The organism is Mycobacterium europaeum, from assembly GCF_002102155.1.
GTDB lineage: Bacteria > Actinomycetota > Actinomycetes > Mycobacteriales > Mycobacteriaceae > Mycobacterium > Mycobacterium europaeum.
This window is the reverse complement of sequence record NZ_LQOU01000020.1, coordinates 1-21,194: the sequence shown is the minus strand read 5'-3', so window position 1 is coordinate 21,194 and position 21,194 is coordinate 1. Positions and strand designations below refer to the sequence as shown.

Genomic DNA, 21,194 nt, shown 5'->3' with positions numbered 1-21,194 from the left:
CGCGGGGCCCGGATACCGCTCCCCGGTCGTGCTGCCGATCCTGACCGCATCGCTGTGTGCGGTCGTCGGTCATCCGCCGTAGAGGGGACGGGGCATCGTGAAGGTGCGACGTCCATTGCGCAGCACCGGGACTCCGGTCCGCTGGGCCGCGCGGCCCGTCGGCAGCCCCCCCAACGTGTTGCCCGGTGCGGTCGTCTCGGCCGCCGGGACGACCCGCGCGTCGGCTCCCGCCAACGGAATTGGGCCGCCGCCGGGGTCGGCCACCGGGTTGGCGGCCACCCAGCTCTGCGGGACCGACAGCTTTCCCACCGGCGCCGCCTTGCCCACGCTCGCGAGCACCGGGCCGCGAACGGCGGCTGGGGACACCACATCTGCGTTGGCGGCGGCCTTCGCGGCGATCTTGGCCAGCTGGTGGTTCAGCAAGAAGTTCCCCGTGCCGTAGTGGCCGGCCGAGAACACCGCGTAGGTGGTCGACCAGAACGGTTGCGCCGGGTTGGTGACCAGGGTGTTGAAGATGCTGAAGGCGTTGACTATTGACGCCGTTCCCGCGGGAGGGCCGGCCGCGGGCGTCGGTGCCCCCGCGGCGAGCGTTTGCAGCTGTTGCGGCAGCACCGTCATCAGCTGCGACATGGTTGCCTGGGTCTCGCCCGCGGAGGTGCCCGCGGCTTGGGCCGCCGCGCCCGCCTGGGCGGATTGTCCGCCGGAGTTCGTGGTGCGGGGCGGTTCGGCGAACGGGGTAAGGGCGCCGGCGGCCGAGGAGGCCGCCGCGTAGCCATACATGGCGGCGGCGTCCTGGGCCCACATCGCGGCGTATTCGGCTTCGTTGGCGGCGATCGCCGGCGTGTTCTGCCCGAAGAAGTTGGTGGCGACCAGGATCGCGAGCTCAAGGCGGTTGGCCGCCACCACCGTCGGTGGCACGGTGGCGGCGAAGGCGGCTTCGTAGGCGGCGGCCGCCGCGCGCGCCTGGGTGGCCGCCTGCTCGGCCTGCGCGGCGGTCGCGGTCGCCCAGGCCACATACGGCGCGGCCGCCGCGGCCATCGCCATCGACGACCCGCCGGACCATTGGCCCTGCAGCGCGGTGAGCGTCGAGGAATATCCGGCCGCGTACATCTCCAGTTGTGCGGCAAGCGCATCCCAGGCCGATGCGGCCGCCATCATCGGCGCCGACCCGGGGCCGGCATACATTCTGGCCGAGTTGATCTCGGGCGGTAGCGCCCCGAAATCGAGCATCGGCCTTCCTTTCTCAAGCGTCTGTCAACCGCCGCCCTGTCGGTCAGGGCGGTTCTGCATCGTGGAATTTGCGGTAGGGCGGACTATCCGCCGGCGGAGGGGCGGGGCATCCTGAATTGACGCGGCGTCACGCGCAGCACGTTGTTGACCGAGGGGCGCGACAACAGCCCCGACGATGTGCCGGCGGCTGCTCCGGCCGGCACGCCGTTGAACATGTTCGTCGGTGGGCCCTCATGCCAGGACGGACCGTCGAGCTCGGTGTCCGACAGCCAGTGCTGTTCGGCGGCCAGGCTGACGGCCGGATTCGCCGTCGCCCAGCTCGGCGGGACCGTCAGTTTCCCCACCGCGGTCGCGTTACCCGCGCTGGCGAGCACCGGACCCGGAACACCCACGCTCGTCGTGCTGCTCGCCGCCTTGGCCGCCGCGCCCGCGGCCCCCTTGGCGACGTCGGCGGCCGACTGGAGGTTCGACCGGAAAAGCCCGGTGCCGAAGCTTCCGCCCGAGGTGATGGTCCGGCTGATGCCGCCACCGAGGCTCACCGGCCCGGTCACCGTGTTGAAGTTGCTGAATCCGTTGAGGATTGCCGATGACGCCGACGTTGTCGACGAGCCCGACGATCCGCTTGAGGCGAGGCTCTGCAGTTGTCGGGGCACCGCGGACATCACCTGGGACAGGGTGGTTTGAGAATTCCCGGCGGTTGAGGCACCCGTGGCCTGGGCCACCGCGGCGGCCTGGGTGGAGGAGCCGGCGGCGTTGGTGGTCTGTGGCGGCTGGTTGAACTGCGTCAGCCTGGTCGCGGCGGACGACGATGTGGCGTAGCCATACATCGCGGCGGCGTCCTGGGCCCACATCTCCTGGTAGTCGGCCTCGGTGGCGCCGATCATCGCGGTGTTCTGCCCGAAGACGTTGGTCGCGACCAGCTGCGTCAACTGGGTGCGGTTGGCCGCCACCACCGGTGGCGGCACCGTGGCGGCGAAGGCGGACTCGTAGGCGGCCGCGGCCGCCCGAGCCTGGCCGGCGGCCTCCTCGGCCTGCGCTCCGGCGCCCATCACCCAGGCGACATACGGGGCGACCGCGCCGGCCATCGCGTCGGACGCACCGCCGGACCAGCCCTCGCCTTGTAGCCGAGCGATCACCGAGGAGTAGTTGCGCGCGGCCGCCTCCAGTCCGGCGGCCAGCACGTCCCACGCCGCGGCGGCCGCTATCATCGGTCCGGAGCCGGCACCGGCATACATTCTGGCCGAGTTGATCTCGGGTGGTAGCGCCCCGTAATCCAGCATCCGCATCCCTTCGTCAGCCGGGTTCACCGTGGATGAATCCTCGGTACAGTCGCGCTGCCGCGCATGGCCGGCAGCGGGCAGCGACTGCTTTGTCAGCTGCCGATCGGGGCATGGACGCGTGGGTGCACCCGCGTGCGGGCGGCCGGGTCCCCGGTATGGCCGAGACCGAATGCCCATGTGGTCCTCCGCGTCCTCGGCTGATGCCGCGTCGGCCAGCCGGGTGCTGACACGTTCGAGGGGGACCGTTGGGCCGTCGACTGTGACGGCCGGTGATGGCGAGCCCCGCCGCCATCTCGCGTTGCCAGGACGGCGCCATCTCGGCAACGCGACTTCACGATCTGTTTCATAGTCAAACCGAATTAGATGGCTTCATCAACCTGGATAGCCGATATACAGAAGATATCCAGCTAACGGCATAGTGATCTTCAGTTATGCGCATCGCCCCCGGTTCCGGGCCTCAACACCGGGTAGGGCCAGGTTGGGGCGCCGCAATGGCAAATGGTCGCCACGACCCCGGGGTGGGGTCCGGCATTTGATTCACGGCTAGCGAAACTCGCACCATGGTGTGCGTTTTGCCCTAAAGGGCCCCGCCGGCGAACCCCGGATCGCTCCTCCGTCGTCTTTGCTGGCGCTACGAGTTCCGACCGGCCGATGCGAGGTTGCGAGGTCGCTCAGATCGCCGCCGGCTGGAGGTGGCGGCAAAGCTTTCTGGAAATCTCCTGTAAGTTGACCATCTTAACTTGCTCATGAGCGAGAATCCGGCTTGACTGGCAGGCAATGTGGTCAAGGGGCGTCGCCGATGGGGCGCACCGCAGTTGTCCACGCACCGTGGTGGTGATGCCCGACGTGGCTGCGCGTCACCGCCGACGGTGGGCGGTTTCGGTATGGATGCGGCAGTCGAATGGCCGTTGCTGCGGCGGTAGGTGAGGCGGAGGTTTGCACATGCTCGATCCGGCGCGACCGCGACCGTATGCGTCGACGGCGGCCCCGCCCACGGCCGGCTCGTTCGATCGGCGGGTACTGCATTGTTGACGGGTCCCACAGAGCCCGGCCCGGTAGGCGGTCAGGGCGGCGCAACGGCCACGCCAACATCGTCTGAGAAAGGTAGATATCGCGTGGCGCGTTCTCATCGCATCACGGTGTGGGACCCCGAAGACGTCGAGGCCTGGCGCAACGGTAATCGCGCCATCGCTCGCCGGAACTTGTTCTGGCAGGTCGTCAACGTTCATGTCGCATTCTCGATTTGGTACCTGTGGTCGGTCATGGTGCTGTTCATGCCGCAGTCGGTCTACGGCTTTTCGACCGGCGACAAGTTGCTGATAGGTGCCACCGCATCCCTGGTCGGCGGATTGGTACGCATCCCGTATGCGGTTGCCGCCAACTGGTTCGGGGGCCGCAACTGGACGATGTTTTCGGCGGCGGTGCTGCTGGTTCCCACCGTCGGGGCGATCGTGCTCCTGGCCCATCCCGGTCTGCCGCTGTGGCCGTACCTGGTCTGCGCCGCGTTGACCGGTCTGGGTGGCGGCAATTACTCGTCCTCGCTGGCCAAGGTCGACGGGCTGTTCCCGCATCGGCTCAAGGGCCTGACCCTGGGCGTCATCGGCGGGATGGCCAACCTGGGCTCGGCGGGCATCCAGGTGGTCGGGCTCCTGGTGCTCGCCACCGCGGGCCACCAGGCGCCGTACTGGGTGTGTGCCATCTATCTGGTGCTGCTGGCCGTCGGCGGAGTCGGTGCGGCGCTGTTCATGGACAACATCGCCGCGCACCGCACCGGTCTTTCGGTGGCCAACCTGCGGTCCATTCTCACCGTGCCCGACACCTGGATGATCTCGTTCTTCTACATGTGCGCCTCGGGCACCTTCCTCGGCTTCGCGTTCGCCTTCGGCCAGGTGCTGCAGCACAATTTCGTGGCCGGCGGCCAAAGCCACGGGCAGGCGGCGCTGCACGCCGCCGAGGTCGCGTTCATCGGGCCGCTGCTCGGGTCGTTCGCGCGGATCGCCGGTGGCAAGGTGAGCGACCGCTTCGGCGGCGGCCACGTCGTGCTCGCCGTCTTCGGCGCCGCGATCGTGGCCGGCGGATTCCTGGTCGGCGTCAGCGCCCACGACGATTTCACCCGCGGGCGCGGCGGGCCCGTGACCGCGATGACGATGGAGGGCTACATCGCCGGATTCATCGCGCTGTTCATCTTCTGCGGTGCGGCCAAAGGGGCGGTCTACAAGATGATTCCCTCGGTCTTCGAGGAACGCGGCCGTGCGCTCGGCCTGACCGGCGAGGAGCGGCACCACTGGGCCCGCGTGAGATCGGGTGCGCTCATCGGCTTCGCCGGTGCGTGCGGTGCGCTGGGTGGCGTGGGCATCGACCTGGTGCTGCGGCAGTCCTATGTCAGCGCCGGCACCGAGACCCCGGCCTTCTGGACGTTCCTGGCGTGTTATGTCGCCGCCGCACTGCTGGTCTGGGCCCGCTACGTGCGGCCGCGCGGCGGGCAGGCGACGACGCCGCCGCCGCGGCAACCGACTGCGGAGGGGACGGCCACGACGTAAACCGTCGCGCGGCCGCCACGATCGGATCCGCCGACTACTCAACTGTTTTCTAACCGCCGGCTTTCCATTCACGGGGAAATGTATGAGGAGCTCGAATGTCTAACAACATCACCTGGCACGAACACAAGATCAGTCGCGCCGAACGCGAAAAGCTGAACGGGCACAAAGGATGTGTCATCTGGTTCACCGGCCTGAGCGCGAGCGGCAAGAGCACGGTCGCCAACCTGGTTGAGCAGAAGCTGTACCAGCGGGGCGTGCGCAGCTACCTGCTGGACGGCGACAACGTCCGCTTCGGGCTCAACGCCGCCCCCGATACGCTCAAGGAGCGTCACGGGGCCGAGTTCGCCAACCGGTTCGGTCTCGGATTCTCCGCGGAGGATCGCGAGGAGAACATCCGCCGTATCGGCGCGGTCTCCAAATTGTTCTGCGAGGCCGGCATGATCGCGTTGACCGCGTTCATCAGCCCGTATCGCCGCGACCGCGACGCGATCCGCGCCACCCTCGATGAGGGCGATTTCATGGAGATCTTTGTCGACACCCCCATCGAGATCTGTGAGCAGCGCGACCCCAAGGGGCTGTACAAGAAGGTCAGGGCCGGAGAAATCAAGGGGTTCACCGGAATCGACGATCCCTACGAAGCTCCCGTGCAGCCGGAATTGCACCTCGACGGCGGCAACAAAGATGCGGACACACTGGCCGAGGAAGTGATTTCTCATCTCGAGAACGCGGGCGTGATTCCCGCCGCCGACCGATGCCAAGACACTCGCGAAGGGATGGTTGAAGTCTAGAACCAGATCCGAGGCCGTTGAACGCATCGACGCATACGACGAAAAGGGCCGCGGCACTTCGAGTTTCGGCGCGCTGACACCGCTGAGGAGGCCGGTCGTTTGAGGATGCGGTTGTTGATTACATATCCGGAAATGAGGTCATGACATGAACTACACGGGACACAACGGGAAACCGATTGTGGAACGGGTGGCCACCGAGAACGCGGCCGCTCAGATAAAGGGGATGCCGCGCATCCAGATATCGAAGGCCACCGCGCACGAGGTGATCAGCCTGTCCTATGGCTTTTTCACCCCGTTGACGGGATTCATGGGCCGCCACGAAGTCGACGGAACCCTGGACAAGATGCAGCTCCCGGACGGGACGTTGTGGAGCATCCCGATCGTCTTCGACATGTCCGCCGACGATATCGCCAAGCTGGGGCTCAAAGAGGGTGACAGCGTCGTTCTGGAATATCTCGACGCGCCGATGGCCATCTTCGAGATCTCCGAGATCTACGAGTACGACCTCGAGCGCATGGCCGAGAAGACGTACGGCACCAGCGACCCGCGCCATCCGGGGGTGAAGAAGACGCTGGCCTACCAAAACCGGTTCATCGGCGGTGACATCACGCTCATCAACGAGCCGGTCTTCAACGAGCCGTTCAAGAGCTTCTGGCTCACCCCCAAGCAGCACAAGGAAGCGCTGGCGGCCAAGGACTGGAAGCACGTCGTCGCGCATCAGACCAGGAACGTTCCGCACACCGGCCACGAAGCCCTGATGAAGCAGGCCTGGTTCGCGGCGAACGAGGACATGCCGGTCAACAACCTGAACACCGGCGTGCTGGTCAACGCCATCATCGGCCAGAAGCGGGTTGGCGACTACATCGACGAGGCGATCCTGCTGGCCCAGAACGAGCTGGGTAACAGCGGCTATTTCCGCGAGGACGTGCACAAGGTGTCCTTCACCCTGTGGGACATGCGCTATGCGGGCCCCCGCGAGGCGATCTTCCACGCCATCCTGCGGACGAACCTCGGGTGCACGCACCACATGTTCGGCCGGGACCACGCCGGTGTCGGTGACTTTTACGATCCGTACGATGCGCAGAACCTGCTCAAGCAACATCGAAGCGAGTTGGGCATCAAACCGGTGTTCCTGCGGGAGAACTGGTACTGCCCGGAGTGCCTGGAAGTCACCAACTCGGCGCTGTGTGGTCACGACGACCAATCGCAGAGCTTCAGCGGCAGCCTGATTCGCAGCATCCTGACCGACGAGGTCAAGCCGACGCAGAAAGTGATGCGGCACGAGGTGTTCGAAGTGGTGATGGATTGCGCCGATAAGTACGGCTCAGGCTCACCCTTCGTGACCGAGGAATACTTAAAGACCAGGCGCCCGGTCTTTACGTTGAAGCAATTGGAGGATTCGTGAGCGGTAGCGAGAACAAAATCAAGGTCAATGTCTGGATCAACGAGGAGCGGCTCGACGCGCTGCAGCAAGCCGGGATGGCCGATGCGGCGAAGGAAGCTTTCGCCGGCATGAAGCTGCTGGAGATCTATACGACCGAAGAGCAGAAGAATGTCGTGCTCGAGCGCTTTCCAGGGGCCAAGTACGATTCGGCCACCACGAAATCCATCGAGTTGCTGCCAAAGAAGGCGAAGGACAGGCTCCTTGAGCTGTCAATCAGCATGCACTCCACCGGCCCCGATGTGATGGGTCGCTTCCTCGAGGAAGCGCAGCCCTGACGGCATAGCCCCGGGACCGGCTGAAGGTATCCGACGTTAGCTGGTGCCGATCGGCGATGGGAACAACCCCACTCGCCGGTCGGCGCTTTCGTGTGCGAGGCATCTGATTTGCCGGCGGACCCGGTCGCGGCGGCCGGCGGATGAGGTGCTCGTCCGCGCTGGTCTGCGGGGGGTGTCGCGGGGTCGGGGAATCCTGTTGCCGGATGCGGTTGCCGGGCGTGGCAGCGGGCCGGCCCCGACCGGCAACGGGGCGACGCTCGCCGGCGACCGTCAGGTGCCGTTTGCTCACGAATAGACAGCAATGTGCCAACCACGACACAGGAAATTGACAGCCGACCGGCCCATACTTTTGATCATCACGAGTTTAACTCGGCGCGTACTGCCTGCGGGGTGACCGCATGGCCGCATGTGACCTGAGACTCGAGGTCAGAGCGCCCTCCACCGCGGAGGACGAGTCGTGGCCCGTTTGACCAACTGGATAGCAACGCTCCCTGCCGGACTTGTGGGGCGGGAAGGCCGGTGATCGCGCCGTGCCCCTACCGAACCAACTCATCAGGTGTGTTGCTGCCCAGAGCGTGTGAGCCTCGTTGCTGCGAACCATTCTTGATGAAAGGCATTTCTGCTGTGGAAAAGCAATTGATCGCGCCCACCCGTATTCTGCGGGACTACCTCTCGGACTCCAGGGTCTGGGAGGACTTTCTGGCCCAAGGCGGTTTCGTCGAGGGAGACATCGTGGTCGCCGACCCGTTCAAGGCGGGAACCACGTGGACGCAAAGGATCGTCCAGCAGATTCTGCACAACGGTGAGGAGCCGGAGGGTGGCCTTTCCGACACGTCGCCGTGGCTGGATTCCAGCTGGGGCGATCACGCCGGAATGCTCAAGGTGCTGAAGGAGCAGCGCGAGGCCGGGATGCGCCGCGTGATGAAATCGCATCTGCCCGCGGATGCCTTGCCGATCGGGCCCGAGGCCCGCTACGTGTTCGTCGGGCGGAACGGCAAAGACCTCGGGATCAGCTTCCACAACTACCTCTACAACTTCTCCCCGGCGACCATGGAGACGATCAACCAGATCCACGCCGAGTGGTCGGGAGACCCGGCTCCGTTGGTGATCCCGGAGGACATGCAGCAGTTCTTCGACCTCTGGCTGGACACCGACGGCTACCAGTGCTGTGACCTGCTCGACGTCATGAAGTCGTGGTGGCGGCTCAAGGACGAGCCGAATGTGCTGCTGCTCCACTACGGGGAGCTGAAGAAGGATCTGCCGGGCCAGATCGCGCGGCTCGCGAAATTCTTCTCGATCGATCCCGCGTCGCTGCAAATGGACGTCATCGTCGAGCACTGCTCCTTCGACTACATGAGCGAGCGGGCGGAGAAGATGGCGCCGTTCGGTGGCGCGCACATGTCCAGCGCCAAGGCCTTCTTCCACAAGGGCCTCAAGCGCGATCACCGCAGCGAGTTGACGCCGGAGCAGGTCGAGCGCTTCGACCGGTTCGCGCTGGAGAAGCTGGGCCCCGAGTGCGCCCACTGGTTGGAGACGGGCGAGGGGCTCGCGGGCAGCAACTGAGTCAGTTCGAGAACAACGTCGTCATGTCGCGGGACTTCGCCGCAGCGCGGAGTCCCGCGACGCGATACGAGGGCTTGGCAGCTATGGCCGATCGAGGGCTCGTACTCCGGGACCGCCTCGTCATGGAGGCCGTAGCCGTGCTCTATATCGTGGTCGCCGCGCAGGCGCACGGCTGGCACTACCTGTTCTTCCCCGGACTGGCCGCGCTTTCCCATGACGTGCTCACTCGACCGATGGGAAAGTGGGCGGCCCAGCCGGGGCGGCTCGTCATCACGCCGGTCGCGGGGGCGGCGATCGGAACGGTGGTGACCCGCACATTGCCTTACGGGGTGCTCGCCATCCTGCTCGTCGTGACGCCGTGCGTGCTTCTTCTCGCGGCGCTGAAATCGAATATCGCTCCCGCGATCGCGGCCGGCGTCCTGCCGCTGTTTCTGGGCGTCAAAAGCTGGCTTTATCCCGTCTCGGTGGCGGTGAGCCTGCTTGTCCTGGTGGCCATCTTGCTGCCGTGGCAAAAGTACTGCCGCAGAAAATATTTCGACCACCGCGTCGCCCCGGCGGACACCGACGACGTCCTCGAATCGCTGCCGAACGCGACCACGTGGGTTTTGCCATTCTTTGCGTTCGTGACGGTCATGGCCTGCTGCGCGTCGGCATCGGGCCTGCGGCTCATTCTGTTTCCCCCGCTCATAGTCATCGCCTACGAGATGTTCGCCCACCCCGCGACATGCCCCTGGGCCCGTCGGCCCGTGGCCCTGCCCGCCGCCTGCGTTGTGACGTCGGGCGCCGGCCTGGTCGCCGCCAACCTGCTGGGCAGCGCCGCGCTCGCCGCCGGATGCGCGATGGTGTTCGGCATCATCACGCTTCGCCTACTGCACCTGCACATGCCGCCCGCGCTGGCACTCGGACTGCTGCCGTTGGTGATTCATGCGCCCAACATCAAATACCCGATTTCCGTGGCAATCGGGACCACCGTACTGACGCTCACCTTTCTGCTCTACCGACGTTGGGTCACCGGCCAAGGCCGCGCTGGCCGGCGTGTCCCCAAAATGATGAGGAGTGCATAAGTGTCGAACGCGCAATTGACTGCCGTCATCGTCGTCCTGCTCTTATTGGTGGGGCTGGCTCAATGCCTGGGCTACATATTCATGAAGCTTGGCCAACCGAAAGTGGTCGGCGAAATCTTGGCCGGCATCGTGCTGGGCCCGGCGCTACTCGGCCGGCTACCGTTCTTCGAGCACCTGATGGGCACGGCCCGGCACAACAACCACATCCTGAGCTTCATCTACTGGCTGGGTCTGTTGCTGCTGATGTTCGTCTCCGGCGCCGAGGTGCAACAGCTGTTCGGCAAGGGCGAGCGGCGCACCGTGAGTTGGCTGGTCATCGTCGGCACCGGCATCCCGTTCGCGCTGGGGCTCGTTTTCGGTCCGCACCTGATTCGTCCCAGCCTGGCCGGTCCGCACGGCAACCGCATTTCGCTCATCATCATTCTCGCGGTCGGCGTCGCCGTCACCTCGGTGCCGGTGGTGTCGAAGATCTTCGCCGACCTCAAGATCCTGGACACGCGGTTCGCGCGGCTCATCCTGGGCGTTGCCGTGCTCGAGGACATCGTGTTGTGGCTGGCGCTCGCGATCGCGACCTCGATCGCCGCCAAGTCCCACCTGCACCCGTGGCAGATGGGTTTGCACCTGCTGGTGACGGTGGCCTACTTCGCCCTCGGGCTCACGGTGGTCCCGCGCGCCATCAAGCTGATGAACAAGTCCCGCTGGAACGTGCTCGCGCAGCACTCGCCCACCGGCTACGCCATCGCGGTCCTGCTGGCCTACTGCGCGGTGGCCGGCGCGCTCGACGTCAACCTGGTGTTCGCCGCGTTCCTCGCTGGTTTCGCCCTGGTGGACCAAAGCCACCGGATCTTCGATGATTCCCTGGACGCCATCAGCAAGGTCTCCTTCGCCTTCTTCATCCCGGTCTACTTCGCCATCGTCGGGCTGAAGCTGGACCTCATCCGCGGCGTCTCGCTGCCCATGATGGCCATCTTCATCGTCGGCACCTGCGTGGTGAAGATGCTGTCGGTGGGGCTCGCCGGACGGCTCGCCGGCTTTCGGGGCCTGGATTTGGTCAACCTCGGGATCACCACCAACGCTCGCGGTGGCCCGGGCATCGTGCTGGCCAGCGTCGCGTTCGACGCCGGCATCATCAGCTCGAAGTTCTACACCACGCTGGTCGTCGCCGCGGTGCTCACCTCGCAGCTCGCCGGCGCCTGGCTGGACTACGTCCTGCGCAAGGGCTGGCCGCTGCTCAAATCGGATGTGGCCGCGGAAGCGGGGGACGTCACCACCCCGAGCGATCAGGCGGCCGGGCCGGACGTCGTGCATGACGAAACGGATGTCGTCTCCAGCGGGTTGGAGGGCCAGCACGCCCCGGGATCGTAGGGGGCGCCGCCCCTCAGCTCGTCGTTGGATCGGACTTCATCTCCGCACACAGCCGATCGCAGCGTCGCGATCCGGGTGTGTGTGAACGGGCTTGTGGCAGCGCGCTGTTCGGCTCACAGACCGGTTGGGGCGCCGGGCGCTCAGGCGTCCAACCGGGCGAACTGCTGGCGGCGGTATTGCTCGACGCAGGCGGCCCGCCGGATCTTGCCGCTCGTCGTGGTGGGGATGGACCCCGGCGGGACCAGGACCAGATCAGCGACATTGAGTCCGTGCGAGCTCGAAATCGCCGCGGTGACATCGTTTTTGACGGCGTCAAGCCGGCGCAACGCTTCCTCGTCGGAATCGTTGCCCTTCTTCAATTCGATGATGGTCACCAGCTTTTCGGACTCGTCCACCGGGACGGAGATCGCCGCGACCCGGCCGCCGGTGATCCCTTGCACCGTCGACTCGATGTCCTCGGGATAGTGGTTGCGCCCGTAGACGATCAGCAGGTCCTTCATCCGGCCCACGATGAACATCTCGCCCTCGGAGACGAAGCCGAGATCGCCGGTGCGCAGCCACGGCCCCGCGGGCGTGCCCGGTGACGGGTCGGCCACGATCCCGCCGAAGGTCCGCTCGGTCTCCTCCGGCTTTCGCCAGTAGCCGCCGGCCACGTTCTCGCCGTGGACCCAGATCTCGCCGACCGTTCCCGGCGGGCATTGCCTGGCGGTGTCCGCGTTGACGATCCGCACGGTCGGCGACGCCGGCATGCCGTAGCTCACCAGCGGCGAGCCGTTCTGCGCCGAACACCGCTGCGCGGTGCCCTCCGACAGCTGCTCGGGTTCGAAGTGCGCGACCTCCGGGACGCCGCCCTTGGTGCGGCTGGCGACGTAGACGGTCGCCTCGGCCAGGCCGTAGGAGGGACGCATCATGTCTGCCCGGAAGTTGTACGGCGCGAACCGTTTACAGAACCGGTCCAGGGTGGCGGGATGGATGCGCTCGGCCCCGCTGACGATGCCCAGGACGTTGCCCAGATCGACGCCTTCCAGGTCGGCATCCGACGTCCTGCGGGTGGCCAGCTCGAAGGCGAAGTTGGGTGCCGCCGACATCACCGGTCCGGCGTTGGCCAACGCGTGGATCCACCGCGCGGGGCGCTGCAGGAAGGCGACCGGGCTCGTCAGGTCACCGCGGTAGCCGCCGAGAATGGGCGCGATCACGCCGAGCACGAGACCCATGTCGTGATAGAAGGGCAGCCACGACACCACGGCCGTGTCGCGCGGCGGCACGCCGTTGGCCTCGACGAAATAGTCGGACATCAGTTGCCGGAAGTTCACCTGCAGGTTGCGGTGCGAGATCATCACCCCGGCGGGCAGCCGCGTTGAGCCGGAGGTGTACTGCAGGTACGCCGTGTCGGGGGCGGCGCCGGCCCGGATACCCGGTGCGCCTGCGGCGTCCAAATCCAGCGCGTCGACCTCGATGACGGCGGCGGTGGCGGAGCCCGGTTGCCGCAGGTAGTCGGTGACGGTTGCCGCCACCGCGGACGTTGTGAGGACGACGGTGGGCGTGGTGTCCGCCAGGACGGCGCTCACCCGTTCGTCGTGCGAGCCGGGCGCGGGCACCGACAGCGGCACCGCGATCAAGCCGGCCTGCATCGCGCCCAGGAACGCCACGATGTAGGCCAGCCCCTGCGGAGCGAGGATCACGGCCCGGTCTCCCACGGCACCGTGCCGCCTGACCTCGTGCGCGACGTTCAGCGTCCGCCGGTACAGCTGCGCCCACGTCAACGCCTCGGTGACGCCGGCCCAATCCTGTTCGTAGTCGGTATAGCGGAACGCCACGTCGTCGGGCTGCAGGCCGGCGCGTTCGCGCACCAGGGCGACCACGGACGAGTTCGACATGCGCGTTAGGTTACCGCCTCCCGCGGGAGGCCACCCGGCAGCCGGAGGCCGAGCGAAAACAGCAGCCGCACCTCGGGATCGGCCAGTGACGTCGACAACAACCGTTCGATGCGCCGCACGCGGTAGCGAACCGTGTTGGGGTGCACGTGCAGCGACCGAGCGGCGGCCGCGACGTCGCCGAAGCCGTCCAGATACACCCGCAGGGTCTCGGCCAGCACCGGCTCCCGGGCGCGCAGTTCGACGATGCGCGGATCGACCAGTCGGTCTTCGCGGGCGACCAGGGTGAGGATCTCGTCGAGCAGGACCGTGGTGCGTGCCTCGGCCAGCGTCGTCACCTGTGGAATCGAAACGGGATGCCGCGCAGCGCTGTCCAGCACGCGGTCCAGCTCGGTGCGCGCCGCGGCGATCCCGGCGAGGCCGGCGACGGGAGCCGCGATGGCGGCTCTCAGCTGCACCCCCAGCTCGGCCCGCATCGCCGCGACGGTGCCGCGCACCCACGACGCGACCGAGCGGGGCTGTGTCTGGGGCAGCAGCACGTAGATCCGCGATCCACGCGTCCCCACCTGGGCGTCGCGCCGAAAGGCGCTGGCGCTCAGCGCCATCACATCGGCCAATCGGGCCTGGCGGGGCGGGTTGCCGGCGGTCTCCGCGGTGTCCCAGCCGATCAGCGCCGCCTCGCCGTCGGCGGTGAGGCCGAGTTCGCGGGCGACGGCGGCGACGTCGGGTTCGCCGTCGCCCAGGCCCAGCAACTGCTGCACCCGCCGGGCGTGCGTGGACGGCCGGGCCGCCAATCGCGCCATGATGCGCGCGGCCAGCACCGCCGCACCGCGCAACATCTGTTCGGCGTCTTCGGCGAGCGGTGACGTGCCCTGTTGCACCCAGATGGTGCCGGCGAACGCCGGTGCTCGCCGCGAGTCGGGTTGATAGATGCCGACGGCCAGTCGCGGCCGGAGGCCGAGTTCGGGACGCTCGGCCACGCGCACCACCTGATCGCTGGCCCGCAGCGCGTCGAAAATGCCCCACTGGCCGATCCATTCGAGATGTTCGGGCGGCCCCGCCCTGCCCAGGATGGACAGGCGGCGCAGCTCGTCGGCTTCGTCGTTGGAGGCCGAATACGCCAGCACGTGCGACTGGGCGTTCTCGATGCTGACCATGCCGTGAATGCGGTCGGCCAGCGACTGCGCCAGGCCGAACAGGTCGGTGCCCGAATCCTCGGCCTCGCCGGCGCGGTCCCCGTGGTGCTCGAGCACGTGATTGACCAATTGGTAGAGCCGCTCCCACCGGGCCCGCGGCTCGACGGCGACCACCGCCGAGCCGGCTTCGACCGCCGCGCTCACCAAAGCGCTCGACGGCTCCTTGGCGAACACCGCCACCGGAACACGCTCGCGGGCCTGCTTGCCCATCCACCGCAACGCCTCGTCGTCGCCCACGCCGAGCAGGAAGAACACGTCCGCCGAGCCCGCGGCCGCCGCCAGGCCGAGCCGAACGTCGTCGCTGTCGATCAGCGCCGCCGAACCCACCGCGAGGTCGAGGCCCCGCGGCGCTTCCACCAGGCTGACCAGGGTCGCGTCCAACGCAAGCAACAGCTGGCCCAGCCCCACACCGGCCATTGTCCGATCGTACTAGCCTGCGGCCTCACTCCTGTCTGATTGGCTAACTCCGCGGGTCGCCGCCGCGAGGATCCTGGCAGGATGGACGCGATAACCCAGGTGCCGCTGCCGGCCAACGAGCCGGTCCATGACTATGCGCCGCGATCCCCGGAACGCGAGCGGCTGCGCGCCGAATTGGCCGCGCTGGCCGCTCAGCCGATCGACCTCCCGCACGTCATCGGCGGTAGACACCGGATGGGCGACGGCGACCGCATCGACGTCGTCCAGCCGCACCGGCACACCGCCACGCTGGGCACCCTGACCAATGCGGTGCACGCCGACGCGTCGGCGGCCATCGACGCCGCCATGGCCGCGAAACCCGCTTGGGCGGCAATGCCTTTCGACGAACGCGCGGCGGTGTTCCTGCGGGCCGCCGACCTGCTGGCCGGGCCGTGGCGGGAGAGGATCGCCGCCGCGACGATGCTGGGCCAGTCCAAGTCCGCCTACCAGGCCGAGATCGACTCGCCCTGCGAGCAGATCGACTTCTGGCGGTTCAACGTGGCGTTCGCGCGGCAGATCCTGGCGCAGCAGCCGATCAGCGGGCCCGGGGAGTGGAACCGCAGTGACTACCGCCCGCTCGACGGGTTCGTCTACGCCATCACCCCGTTCAACTTCACCTCCATCGCCGGCAACCTGCCGACCGCACCGGCGCTGATGGGCAACACGGTGGTGTGGAAGCCGTCGATCACCCAGACGCTGTCGGCCTACCTGACCATGCGGCTGCTGGAGGCCGCGGGACTGCCGCCCGGCGTCATCAACCTGGTCACCGGCGACGGGTTCGCGGTGTCCGACGTGGCGCTGGCCGACCCGCGGCTGGCCGGCATCCACTTCACCGGGTCCACGGCCACCTTCCAGCGCCTCTGGCAGCAGGTGGGCGCCAATATCGGCCGCTACCACAGCTATCCGCGGCTGGTGGGCGAGACCGGCGGCAAGGACTTCGTGCTGGCGCACGCGTCGGCGCGGCCGGATGTGCTGCGCACCGCGCTGATTCGCGGCGCGTTCGACTACCAGGGCCAGAAATGCTCGGCGGCGTCGCGGGCGTTCATCCCGCACTCGGTGTGGCGGCGCATCGGCGACGACTTCCTGGGCCAGACCGCCGCGCTGCGCTACGGCGATGTCACCGACCTGACCAACTACGGCGGGGCGCTGATCGACGAGCGGGCGTTCGCCAAGAACGTCAAAGCCATCGAGCGGGCGAAGAGCGCCGCCCACGTCACCATCGCGGTGGGCGGCGAATACGACGACAGCGTCGGCTATTTCGTGCGCCCCACCGTGCTGCTGTCCGACGATCCGGCCGACGAGTCGTTCGCCACCGAGTACTTCGGCCCGCTGCTGTCGGTACATGTCTACCCCGACGAGGATTACGGGCGAATCCTCGGTGTGATCGACGGCGGCTCGCGGTACGCGCTGACCGGCGCGGTGATCGCCGACGACCGCGAGGCGGTGCTGACAGCCCAGGAGCGCTTGCGCTTCGCCGCCGGCAACTTCTACGTCAACGACAAACCCACCGGCGCGGTCGTCGGGCGCCAGCCGTTCGGGGGCTCGCGTGGCTCGGGCACCAATGACAAGGCCGGGTCGGTGCTGAACCTGTTGCGCTGGACGTCGGCCCGCACCATCAAGGAGACGTTCGTCCCGGCGACCCACCACACGTACCCGCACATGGGCGCCGACTGATGACCGGCGTGTTCGCCAGCACGCTGCGCCCGGCCATCATGGCCGCCAGCCGGCGACCCGGACTGCGCCGGGCCGCCGAAGGCCTGCCGATCACCCGTCGGGTGGTGCACCGCTTCGTTCCCGGTGAGACGATCGACAGCGCGCTGGGCAGCGTTGCGGCGCTTCGCGCTTCGGGCCGGTGCGTCAGCCTCGACTACCTCGGCGAAGACGTGACCGACGCCGGCGCCGCCACCGCGGCGGTGACGGTGTATCTCGACCTGATCGACCGCCTGGCGCGGTTCGACGATCGCTCCGCCGGCCGGCCGCTCGAGGTGTCGCTGAAGCTGTCGGCCCTGGGGCAGGCGCTGGGTGGCGACGGGGAGAAGATCGCCCGGGAGAACGCCTTCGCGATCTGCGCAGCGGCGCAGCGGGCCGGCGTGTGGGTGACGGTGGACGCCGAAGACCACACGACGACGGACTCCACGCTGGCGATCGTGCGCGATCTGCGGCACGACTTCGGATGGCTGGGCGTGGCGTTGCAGGCCTACCTGCGGCGCACGCCGGCCGATTGCGCAGAGTTGGCCGCCGCCGGGGCGCGGGTCCGGCTCTGTAAGGGCGCCTACGACGAACCGGCGGCGGTGGCCTATCGCGACCCGGCCGCGGTGACCGATTCCTACCTGCGTTGCCTGCGGGTGTTGATGACCGGTTCGGGCTACCCCATGGTGGCTTCGCACGACCCGGCGATCATCGAGGCGGTGCCCGCGCTGGCCCGCGAAGCAGGCCGGGGCGCAACCGATTTCGAGTACCAGATGCTGTATGGCATCCGCGACGGCGAGCAGCGACGGCTGGCCGACTCCGGCAACCGGGTCCGCGTCTACGTGCCGTTCGGCACCCAGTGGTACGGCTATTTCATGCGCCGCCTGGCCGAGCGGCCCGCGAACCTGACGTTCTTCCTGCGGGCGCTGGCCCAGCGCGGTCACTGAATGTGCACCGACGGCCGCTGGTGAGTTCAGCCCGTCCCTGCGCCTAGCGCATTTACAGATCTTGCTGTGTACACAGCGATCGGCTCACCGATCCACGGGCCCCGGCTACACTTCATACGCTTAGCGCCGGACGCGCATCCGATTGCTCTGATATCGGCGGCGCAAGACGAGGTTAATTAAGGGTGGGTCCTAATGGGTTTGCAGGAGCAGATCAGCAGCCGCGCAAAAGAGATTCATACCGACGGATACGGCATGTCGATCGGCGAAGTTATATCCATGTATAGAGATGGTGACCTCGACATTCATCCGGAATTCCAGCGAATCTTTCGATGGGACATGGGTCAGAAATCAAGGCTTATCGAGTCGGTGTTGTTAGGCATTCCGATACCCCCAATTTTCGTATCACAGCGGGATGATGGCGTGTGGGATGTTATTGATGGGGTACAGCGGCTTTCGACAATACTGCAGTTCGTAGGTGTCTATCGTGATCATAAAAACAAGCTGGTGGCTGCAGAGCCTCTGCTAGCAACGGAATATCTTCCCGATCTCGAGGGTTACCGTTGGCAGAGCGAAGAAGAGGGCGATCGGGCATTCACTTCCGCTATGCAACGCGATTTCAAACGATCGAAAATAGAGTTTCGCATAATACGAAAAGAGTCAGATAAAAATGCCAAGTACGACTTGTTCCAACGCCTGAACTCTGGCTCTCAATTGTCGCCGCAGGAAGCGCGCAACTGTTTACTTGTGATGCTAAACCCCAATTTATATTCTATGCTTGACCAATTATCAACCTACGGCCCCTTTACGAGCACCGTGCCACTATCGGATCAAAAGGAAAGCCAAGCATATAGACAGGAGCTCGTGTTAAGATTTTTTTCTCAGCGGGCGTACGACGGAGGGGAAGCCGAATTGCGCTCAGAGTACGGGGAGTACTTGACGGATTGGCTTCGAAAGACCGCTTCAAGTGATGGGCCAGAAGCAATTGACCCAATTGCTTTCCGTGAATGTTTCGATCTAATTGATCGCGCTTTGGGAGAAGATGCTTTCCGGCGTTACGACGGCAATAGGCATCTCGGTCCGTTCTCAATCTCAGGCTATGAATTCATTACGTCCGGGGTTGCCGCCAACTTTGACGCATGGAAAGAACGCCCGGATACTCTAGCGGCGAAGATACGATCTATTTGGGTTGCTCCCGACTTCCGTGACAATTCTGGCACGGGCATCAGCCCCAGGCGGCGGGTGCCTCGGCTCATTGTGCGGGCTCGTTCCTATTTCGCCGGAGATTGATTCATGGCAGCGCGTACTGTCGACGAGTTACAGGACCGCCTTGACGAAGCGCTCGCATGGCGTCGTGTCGAATTGAGTGCTCTCAAGGGTCTGATCGAGAAGAATGAGTCATTACCGAATAGCCCACCTGTCAGTCGAAGCTTACGCAGAGCCGGGCTAGCCATGTTGTACGCGCATTGGGAGGGCTATGGGAAGGAATGCTTGCAATCATATGTCGATTTTGTTAGTCGTCGGCGCCTCCGCTTATCAGAGCTTAACGACGATTTCTTACGCCTATGCTTGATGCATACGCTGCGTCGTGCAGATTCCGGAGATGACGCAGCGAAAGCAGGCATCATTGAAATGATTAGGCGAAGAGGTGATCTTCGCCTGCCGCTTCCGAAGTCGCAAATGGTAAACACGCAAGGGAATCTGCGCGCTCATGTACTTATCGGAATGATGCAGGATTTCGGACTAGATTCGATTAATATTGAATTGCGCGAAAACCTCATCGATAGAAGATTGTGTGATACGCGGAACTCTGTTGCTCACGGCCGAGAAACCTGTCCTGGGGTCGGCGAATTTTCTGAACTCCACGCTGAAGTGCTAGGAATGATGGAGTATCTTCGTGATGTGATTGTCGGAGCGGCGCGTACGGGCGCATACAAAAGCGGAAACGCCGTTGCATCTGCGGGGTCGGAGATTGCACAATCGCCGTAACTGCACACAGATATAGAGCAAACAAACTGGGCGACGCATATGAGACTACGCGATCAGCTCGTGGTTTGACGCGATCCCGTCCGGAAGTTCACCTGCGAAGGCCGTGAGGCCGGTCACCGGGTGCACTCGTGGCTTGGGGTGTGCCGTCAGGGCGGCGACACGACCCCGACGATCACCGCCCTGGACGCACAGTGAGAGCCCTGGGGTGCACACTCGAGGCAATGGCGTTGAGCGTAACCGCGGTGGGGCGTGCGGGGACCAATCGGGTTGTCCGGCTTGGTGGCTGACGACGGCCACCGCCGTGCGCCGATCGCGCGGCCAGATTTTGTCATACCCCGCTGCAATGATGGAGTCATGTCCTCGATCGCATCGTGCGCCCCGGCGATGAGTCCTGCCGAGCGTCTTGACGTGTTGTTCGAGGAGTTGGCGGAGTTGGCCGGCCAGCGCAATGCGATTGACGGGCGCATCGTGGAGATCGTCGCCGAGCTGGAGCGCGACGAGCTCTGCGGCTCCACGGGCGCGCGCTCGGTTCCGGCGCTGGTGGCCTGGAAGCTGGGCTTGTCGTCGGCCAACGCCCACACGATCACCGATGTCGCGCGCCGGCTGGAGGCGTTCCCACGCTGCGCCCAAGGCCTCCGGGAGGGTCGGCTCTCGCTGGATCAGGTCGGGGTCATCGCGGCGCGCGCGGGTGAGGGATCCGACGAGCACTATGCGGAGCTGGCCCGGGTCGCCACGGTCAACCAGCTGCGCACCGCGGTCAAGCTGGAGCCACGACCCGAACCGGATAGCCGGCCAGAAGCGCGGCCGTCGATCACCAAGACCTCCAGCGACGAGTTCAGCTGTTGGCGGATCAAACTCGCGCACGTGGATGCGGCGAAGTTCGACGCCGCGCTGGCGTCTCATCGGGATGCGCTGATCGCCGAGTGGAAACACGACCGCGGCAACGGCGACATCCAGCAGAGCTCGCACCGCCGGTGCCGGGCACCCTCGAGGCGTTTCTGCGCCTGGTCGAGACCGGATGGGACGCCGAAGCGGCCCGCCGCCCCCACGGCCAGCACACCACCATGGTGGTACACCTCGACGTCGAGCGGCGCGCCGCGGCGCTGCATCTGGGTCCGCTGCTCACCGAGGCCGAACGCCGCTACCTGACCTGCGACGCCACCTGCGAGGTCTGGTTCGAACGCAACGGCGAGGTCATCGGCGCCGGCCGGGCGACACGGACGATCAGCCAGCGGCTTCGCCGCGCCCTCGAGCACCGCCACCGCACGTGCGCGGTACCCGGCTGCGGCGCCACCCGCGGCCTGCACGCCCATCACCTCCGGCACTGGGAAGACGGCGGCCCCACCGAGCTGGCCAACCTGGTACTGGTCTGCCCATATCACCACCGGCTGCACCACCGCGGCCTGATCACCATCACCGGACCCCCAACCCAACTGACCGTCGCCGACAGCAGCGGGAGACCACTGAGCGCGGCATCACTCGCTCGCCCGCCCACCC

At 66.2% G+C, this 21,194-nt stretch carries 15 protein-coding genes and 1 pseudogene; 12 read left to right on the top strand and 4 right to left on the bottom strand.

The features are described from left to right. Positions 1-69 precede the first annotated feature (69 nt). Both AWC03_RS10145 and AWC03_RS10140 read right to left on the bottom strand, forming a co-directional pair. Positions 70-1,230: a PPE family protein, SVP subgroup gene (locus tag AWC03_RS10145; protein ID WP_085240370.1), complete on the bottom strand. Its 1,161-nt coding sequence runs from the start codon at positions 1,228-1,230 to the stop codon at positions 70-72. A gap of 83 nt (positions 1,231-1,313) precedes the next feature. Continuing rightward, positions 1,314-2,510 (bottom strand): PPE family protein, encoded by a 1,197-nt coding sequence (locus AWC03_RS10140; protein ID WP_085240462.1) that lies wholly within the window; start codon positions 2,508-2,510, stop codon positions 1,314-1,316. Positions 2,511-3,625: 1,115 nt separating this feature from the next. Between AWC03_RS10140 and AWC03_RS10135 the strand changes: the two genes are divergently transcribed. The 7 genes from AWC03_RS10135 to AWC03_RS10105 all read left to right on the top strand — a co-directional run bounded on the left by AWC03_RS10135 (position 3,626) and on the right by AWC03_RS10105 (position 11,549). Continuing rightward, positions 3,626-5,050 (top strand): MFS transporter, encoded by a 1,425-nt coding sequence (locus tag AWC03_RS10135; RefSeq protein WP_085240369.1) that lies wholly within the window; start codon positions 3,626-3,628, stop codon positions 5,048-5,050. Between the two features lie 95 nt (positions 5,051-5,145). Further along, positions 5,146-5,838 (top strand): adenylyl-sulfate kinase, encoded by a 693-nt coding sequence (cysC, locus tag AWC03_RS10130; RefSeq protein ID WP_085240368.1) that lies wholly within the window; start codon positions 5,146-5,148, stop codon positions 5,836-5,838. A 145-nt stretch (positions 5,839-5,983) separates the two neighbouring features. Next, positions 5,984-7,243: a sulfate adenylyltransferase gene (sat, locus tag AWC03_RS10125; protein ID WP_085240367.1), complete on the top strand. Its 1,260-nt coding sequence runs from the start codon at positions 5,984-5,986 to the stop codon at positions 7,241-7,243. Further along, positions 7,240-7,557 carry a DUF6955 family protein gene (locus tag AWC03_RS10120; protein WP_085240366.1) on the top strand — a complete coding sequence of 106 codons (318 nt, stop codon included), beginning with the start codon at positions 7,240-7,242 and terminating at the stop codon, positions 7,555-7,557. Before sat ends, AWC03_RS10120 begins: the two co-directional genes overlap by 4 nt. Before the next feature lie 624 nt (positions 7,558-8,181). After that, positions 8,182-9,120 carry a sulfotransferase domain-containing protein gene (locus AWC03_RS10115; RefSeq protein ID WP_244275216.1) on the top strand — a complete coding sequence of 313 codons (939 nt, stop codon included), beginning with the start codon at positions 8,182-8,184 and terminating at the stop codon, positions 9,118-9,120. Between the two features lie 122 nt (positions 9,121-9,242). Next, the gene (locus AWC03_RS10110) at positions 9,243-10,184 is read left to right on the top strand and encodes a hypothetical protein (RefSeq protein ID WP_244275214.1); all 942 of its coding nucleotides are present in this window, start codon (positions 9,243-9,245) and stop codon (positions 10,182-10,184) included. Beyond that, on the top strand, positions 10,185-11,549 hold the full coding sequence (locus AWC03_RS10105) for a cation:proton antiporter (protein ID WP_085240363.1): 1,365 nt from the start codon (positions 10,185-10,187) through the stop codon (positions 11,547-11,549). It begins immediately after the preceding gene. A 140-nt stretch (positions 11,550-11,689) separates the two neighbouring features. Here the strand turns inward: AWC03_RS10105 and fadD21 are convergent, their stop codons facing one another. Further along, positions 11,690-13,426, bottom strand: coding sequence for a fatty-acid--AMP ligase FAAL21/FadD21 (gene fadD21, locus AWC03_RS10100; protein WP_085240362.1), 1,737 nt, complete (start codon positions 13,424-13,426; stop codon positions 11,690-11,692). A 5-nt stretch (positions 13,427-13,431) separates the two neighbouring features. Next, positions 13,432-15,036, bottom strand: a complete 1,605-nt coding sequence (locus AWC03_RS10095; protein ID WP_085240361.1) for a PucR family transcriptional regulator — start codon at positions 15,034-15,036, stop codon at positions 13,432-13,434. Positions 15,037-15,117: 81 nt separating this feature from the next. Here AWC03_RS10095 and pruA point away from each other — a divergent pair, with 81 nt between their 5' ends. From pruA to AWC03_RS10075, 5 genes and pseudogenes are all read left to right on the top strand, one after another. After that, entirely contained in the window at positions 15,118-16,749 is a 1,632-nt protein-coding gene (gene pruA, locus AWC03_RS10090) for an L-glutamate gamma-semialdehyde dehydrogenase (RefSeq protein WP_085240360.1), read from the top strand. Further along, positions 16,749-17,711, top strand: a complete 963-nt coding sequence (locus AWC03_RS10085) for a proline dehydrogenase family protein (RefSeq protein ID WP_085240359.1) — start codon at positions 16,749-16,751, stop codon at positions 17,709-17,711. The genes pruA and AWC03_RS10085 overlap by 1 nt, the downstream gene beginning before the upstream one ends. A gap of 192 nt (positions 17,712-17,903) precedes the next feature. Next, a complete protein-coding gene (locus AWC03_RS10080; protein ID WP_085240358.1) occupies positions 17,904-18,998 on the top strand; it encodes a DUF262 domain-containing protein in 1,095 nt (364 codons plus the stop codon). A 3-nt stretch (positions 18,999-19,001) separates the two neighbouring features. Beyond that, a complete protein-coding gene (locus AWC03_RS26855; protein WP_142278366.1) occupies positions 19,002-19,697 on the top strand; it encodes an MAE_28990/MAE_18760 family HEPN-like nuclease in 696 nt (231 codons plus the stop codon). Positions 19,698-20,051: 354 nt separating this feature from the next. Then, positions 20,052-21,194, top strand: a pseudogene (locus tag AWC03_RS10075) (HNH endonuclease signature motif containing protein); the annotation flags it as partial.

Bases quoted from the DNA above. Each gene is read 5' to 3' on its own strand.
- AWC03_RS10145 (WP_085240370.1), bottom strand. From the start codon at position 1,230: ATGCTCGATTTCGGGGCGCTACCGCCCGAGATCAACTCGGCCAGAATG.
- AWC03_RS10140 (WP_085240462.1), bottom strand. From the start codon at position 2,510: ATGCTGGATTACGGGGCGCTACCACCCGAGATCAACTCGGCCAGAATG.
- cysC (WP_085240368.1), top strand. From the start codon at position 5,146: ATGTCTAACAACATCACCTGGCACGAACACAAGATCAGTCGCGCCGAA.
- sat (WP_085240367.1), top strand. From the start codon at position 5,984: ATGAACTACACGGGACACAACGGGAAACCGATTGTGGAACGGGTGGCC.
- AWC03_RS10110 (WP_244275214.1), top strand. From the start codon at position 9,243: ATGGAGGCCGTAGCCGTGCTCTATATCGTGGTCGCCGCGCAGGCGCAC.
- fadD21 (WP_085240362.1), bottom strand. From the start codon at position 13,426: ATGTCGAACTCGTCCGTGGTCGCCCTGGTGCGCGAACGCGCCGGCCTG.
- AWC03_RS10095 (WP_085240361.1), bottom strand. From the start codon at position 15,036: ATGGCCGGTGTGGGGCTGGGCCAGCTGTTGCTTGCGTTGGACGCGACC.
- pruA (WP_085240360.1), top strand. From the start codon at position 15,118: ATGGACGCGATAACCCAGGTGCCGCTGCCGGCCAACGAGCCGGTCCAT.
- AWC03_RS10085 (WP_085240359.1), top strand. From the start codon at position 16,749: ATGACCGGCGTGTTCGCCAGCACGCTGCGCCCGGCCATCATGGCCGCC.
- AWC03_RS10080 (WP_085240358.1), top strand. From the start codon at position 17,904: ATGGGTTTGCAGGAGCAGATCAGCAGCCGCGCAAAAGAGATTCATACC.
- AWC03_RS26855 (WP_142278366.1), top strand. From the start codon at position 19,002: ATGGCAGCGCGTACTGTCGACGAGTTACAGGACCGCCTTGACGAAGCG.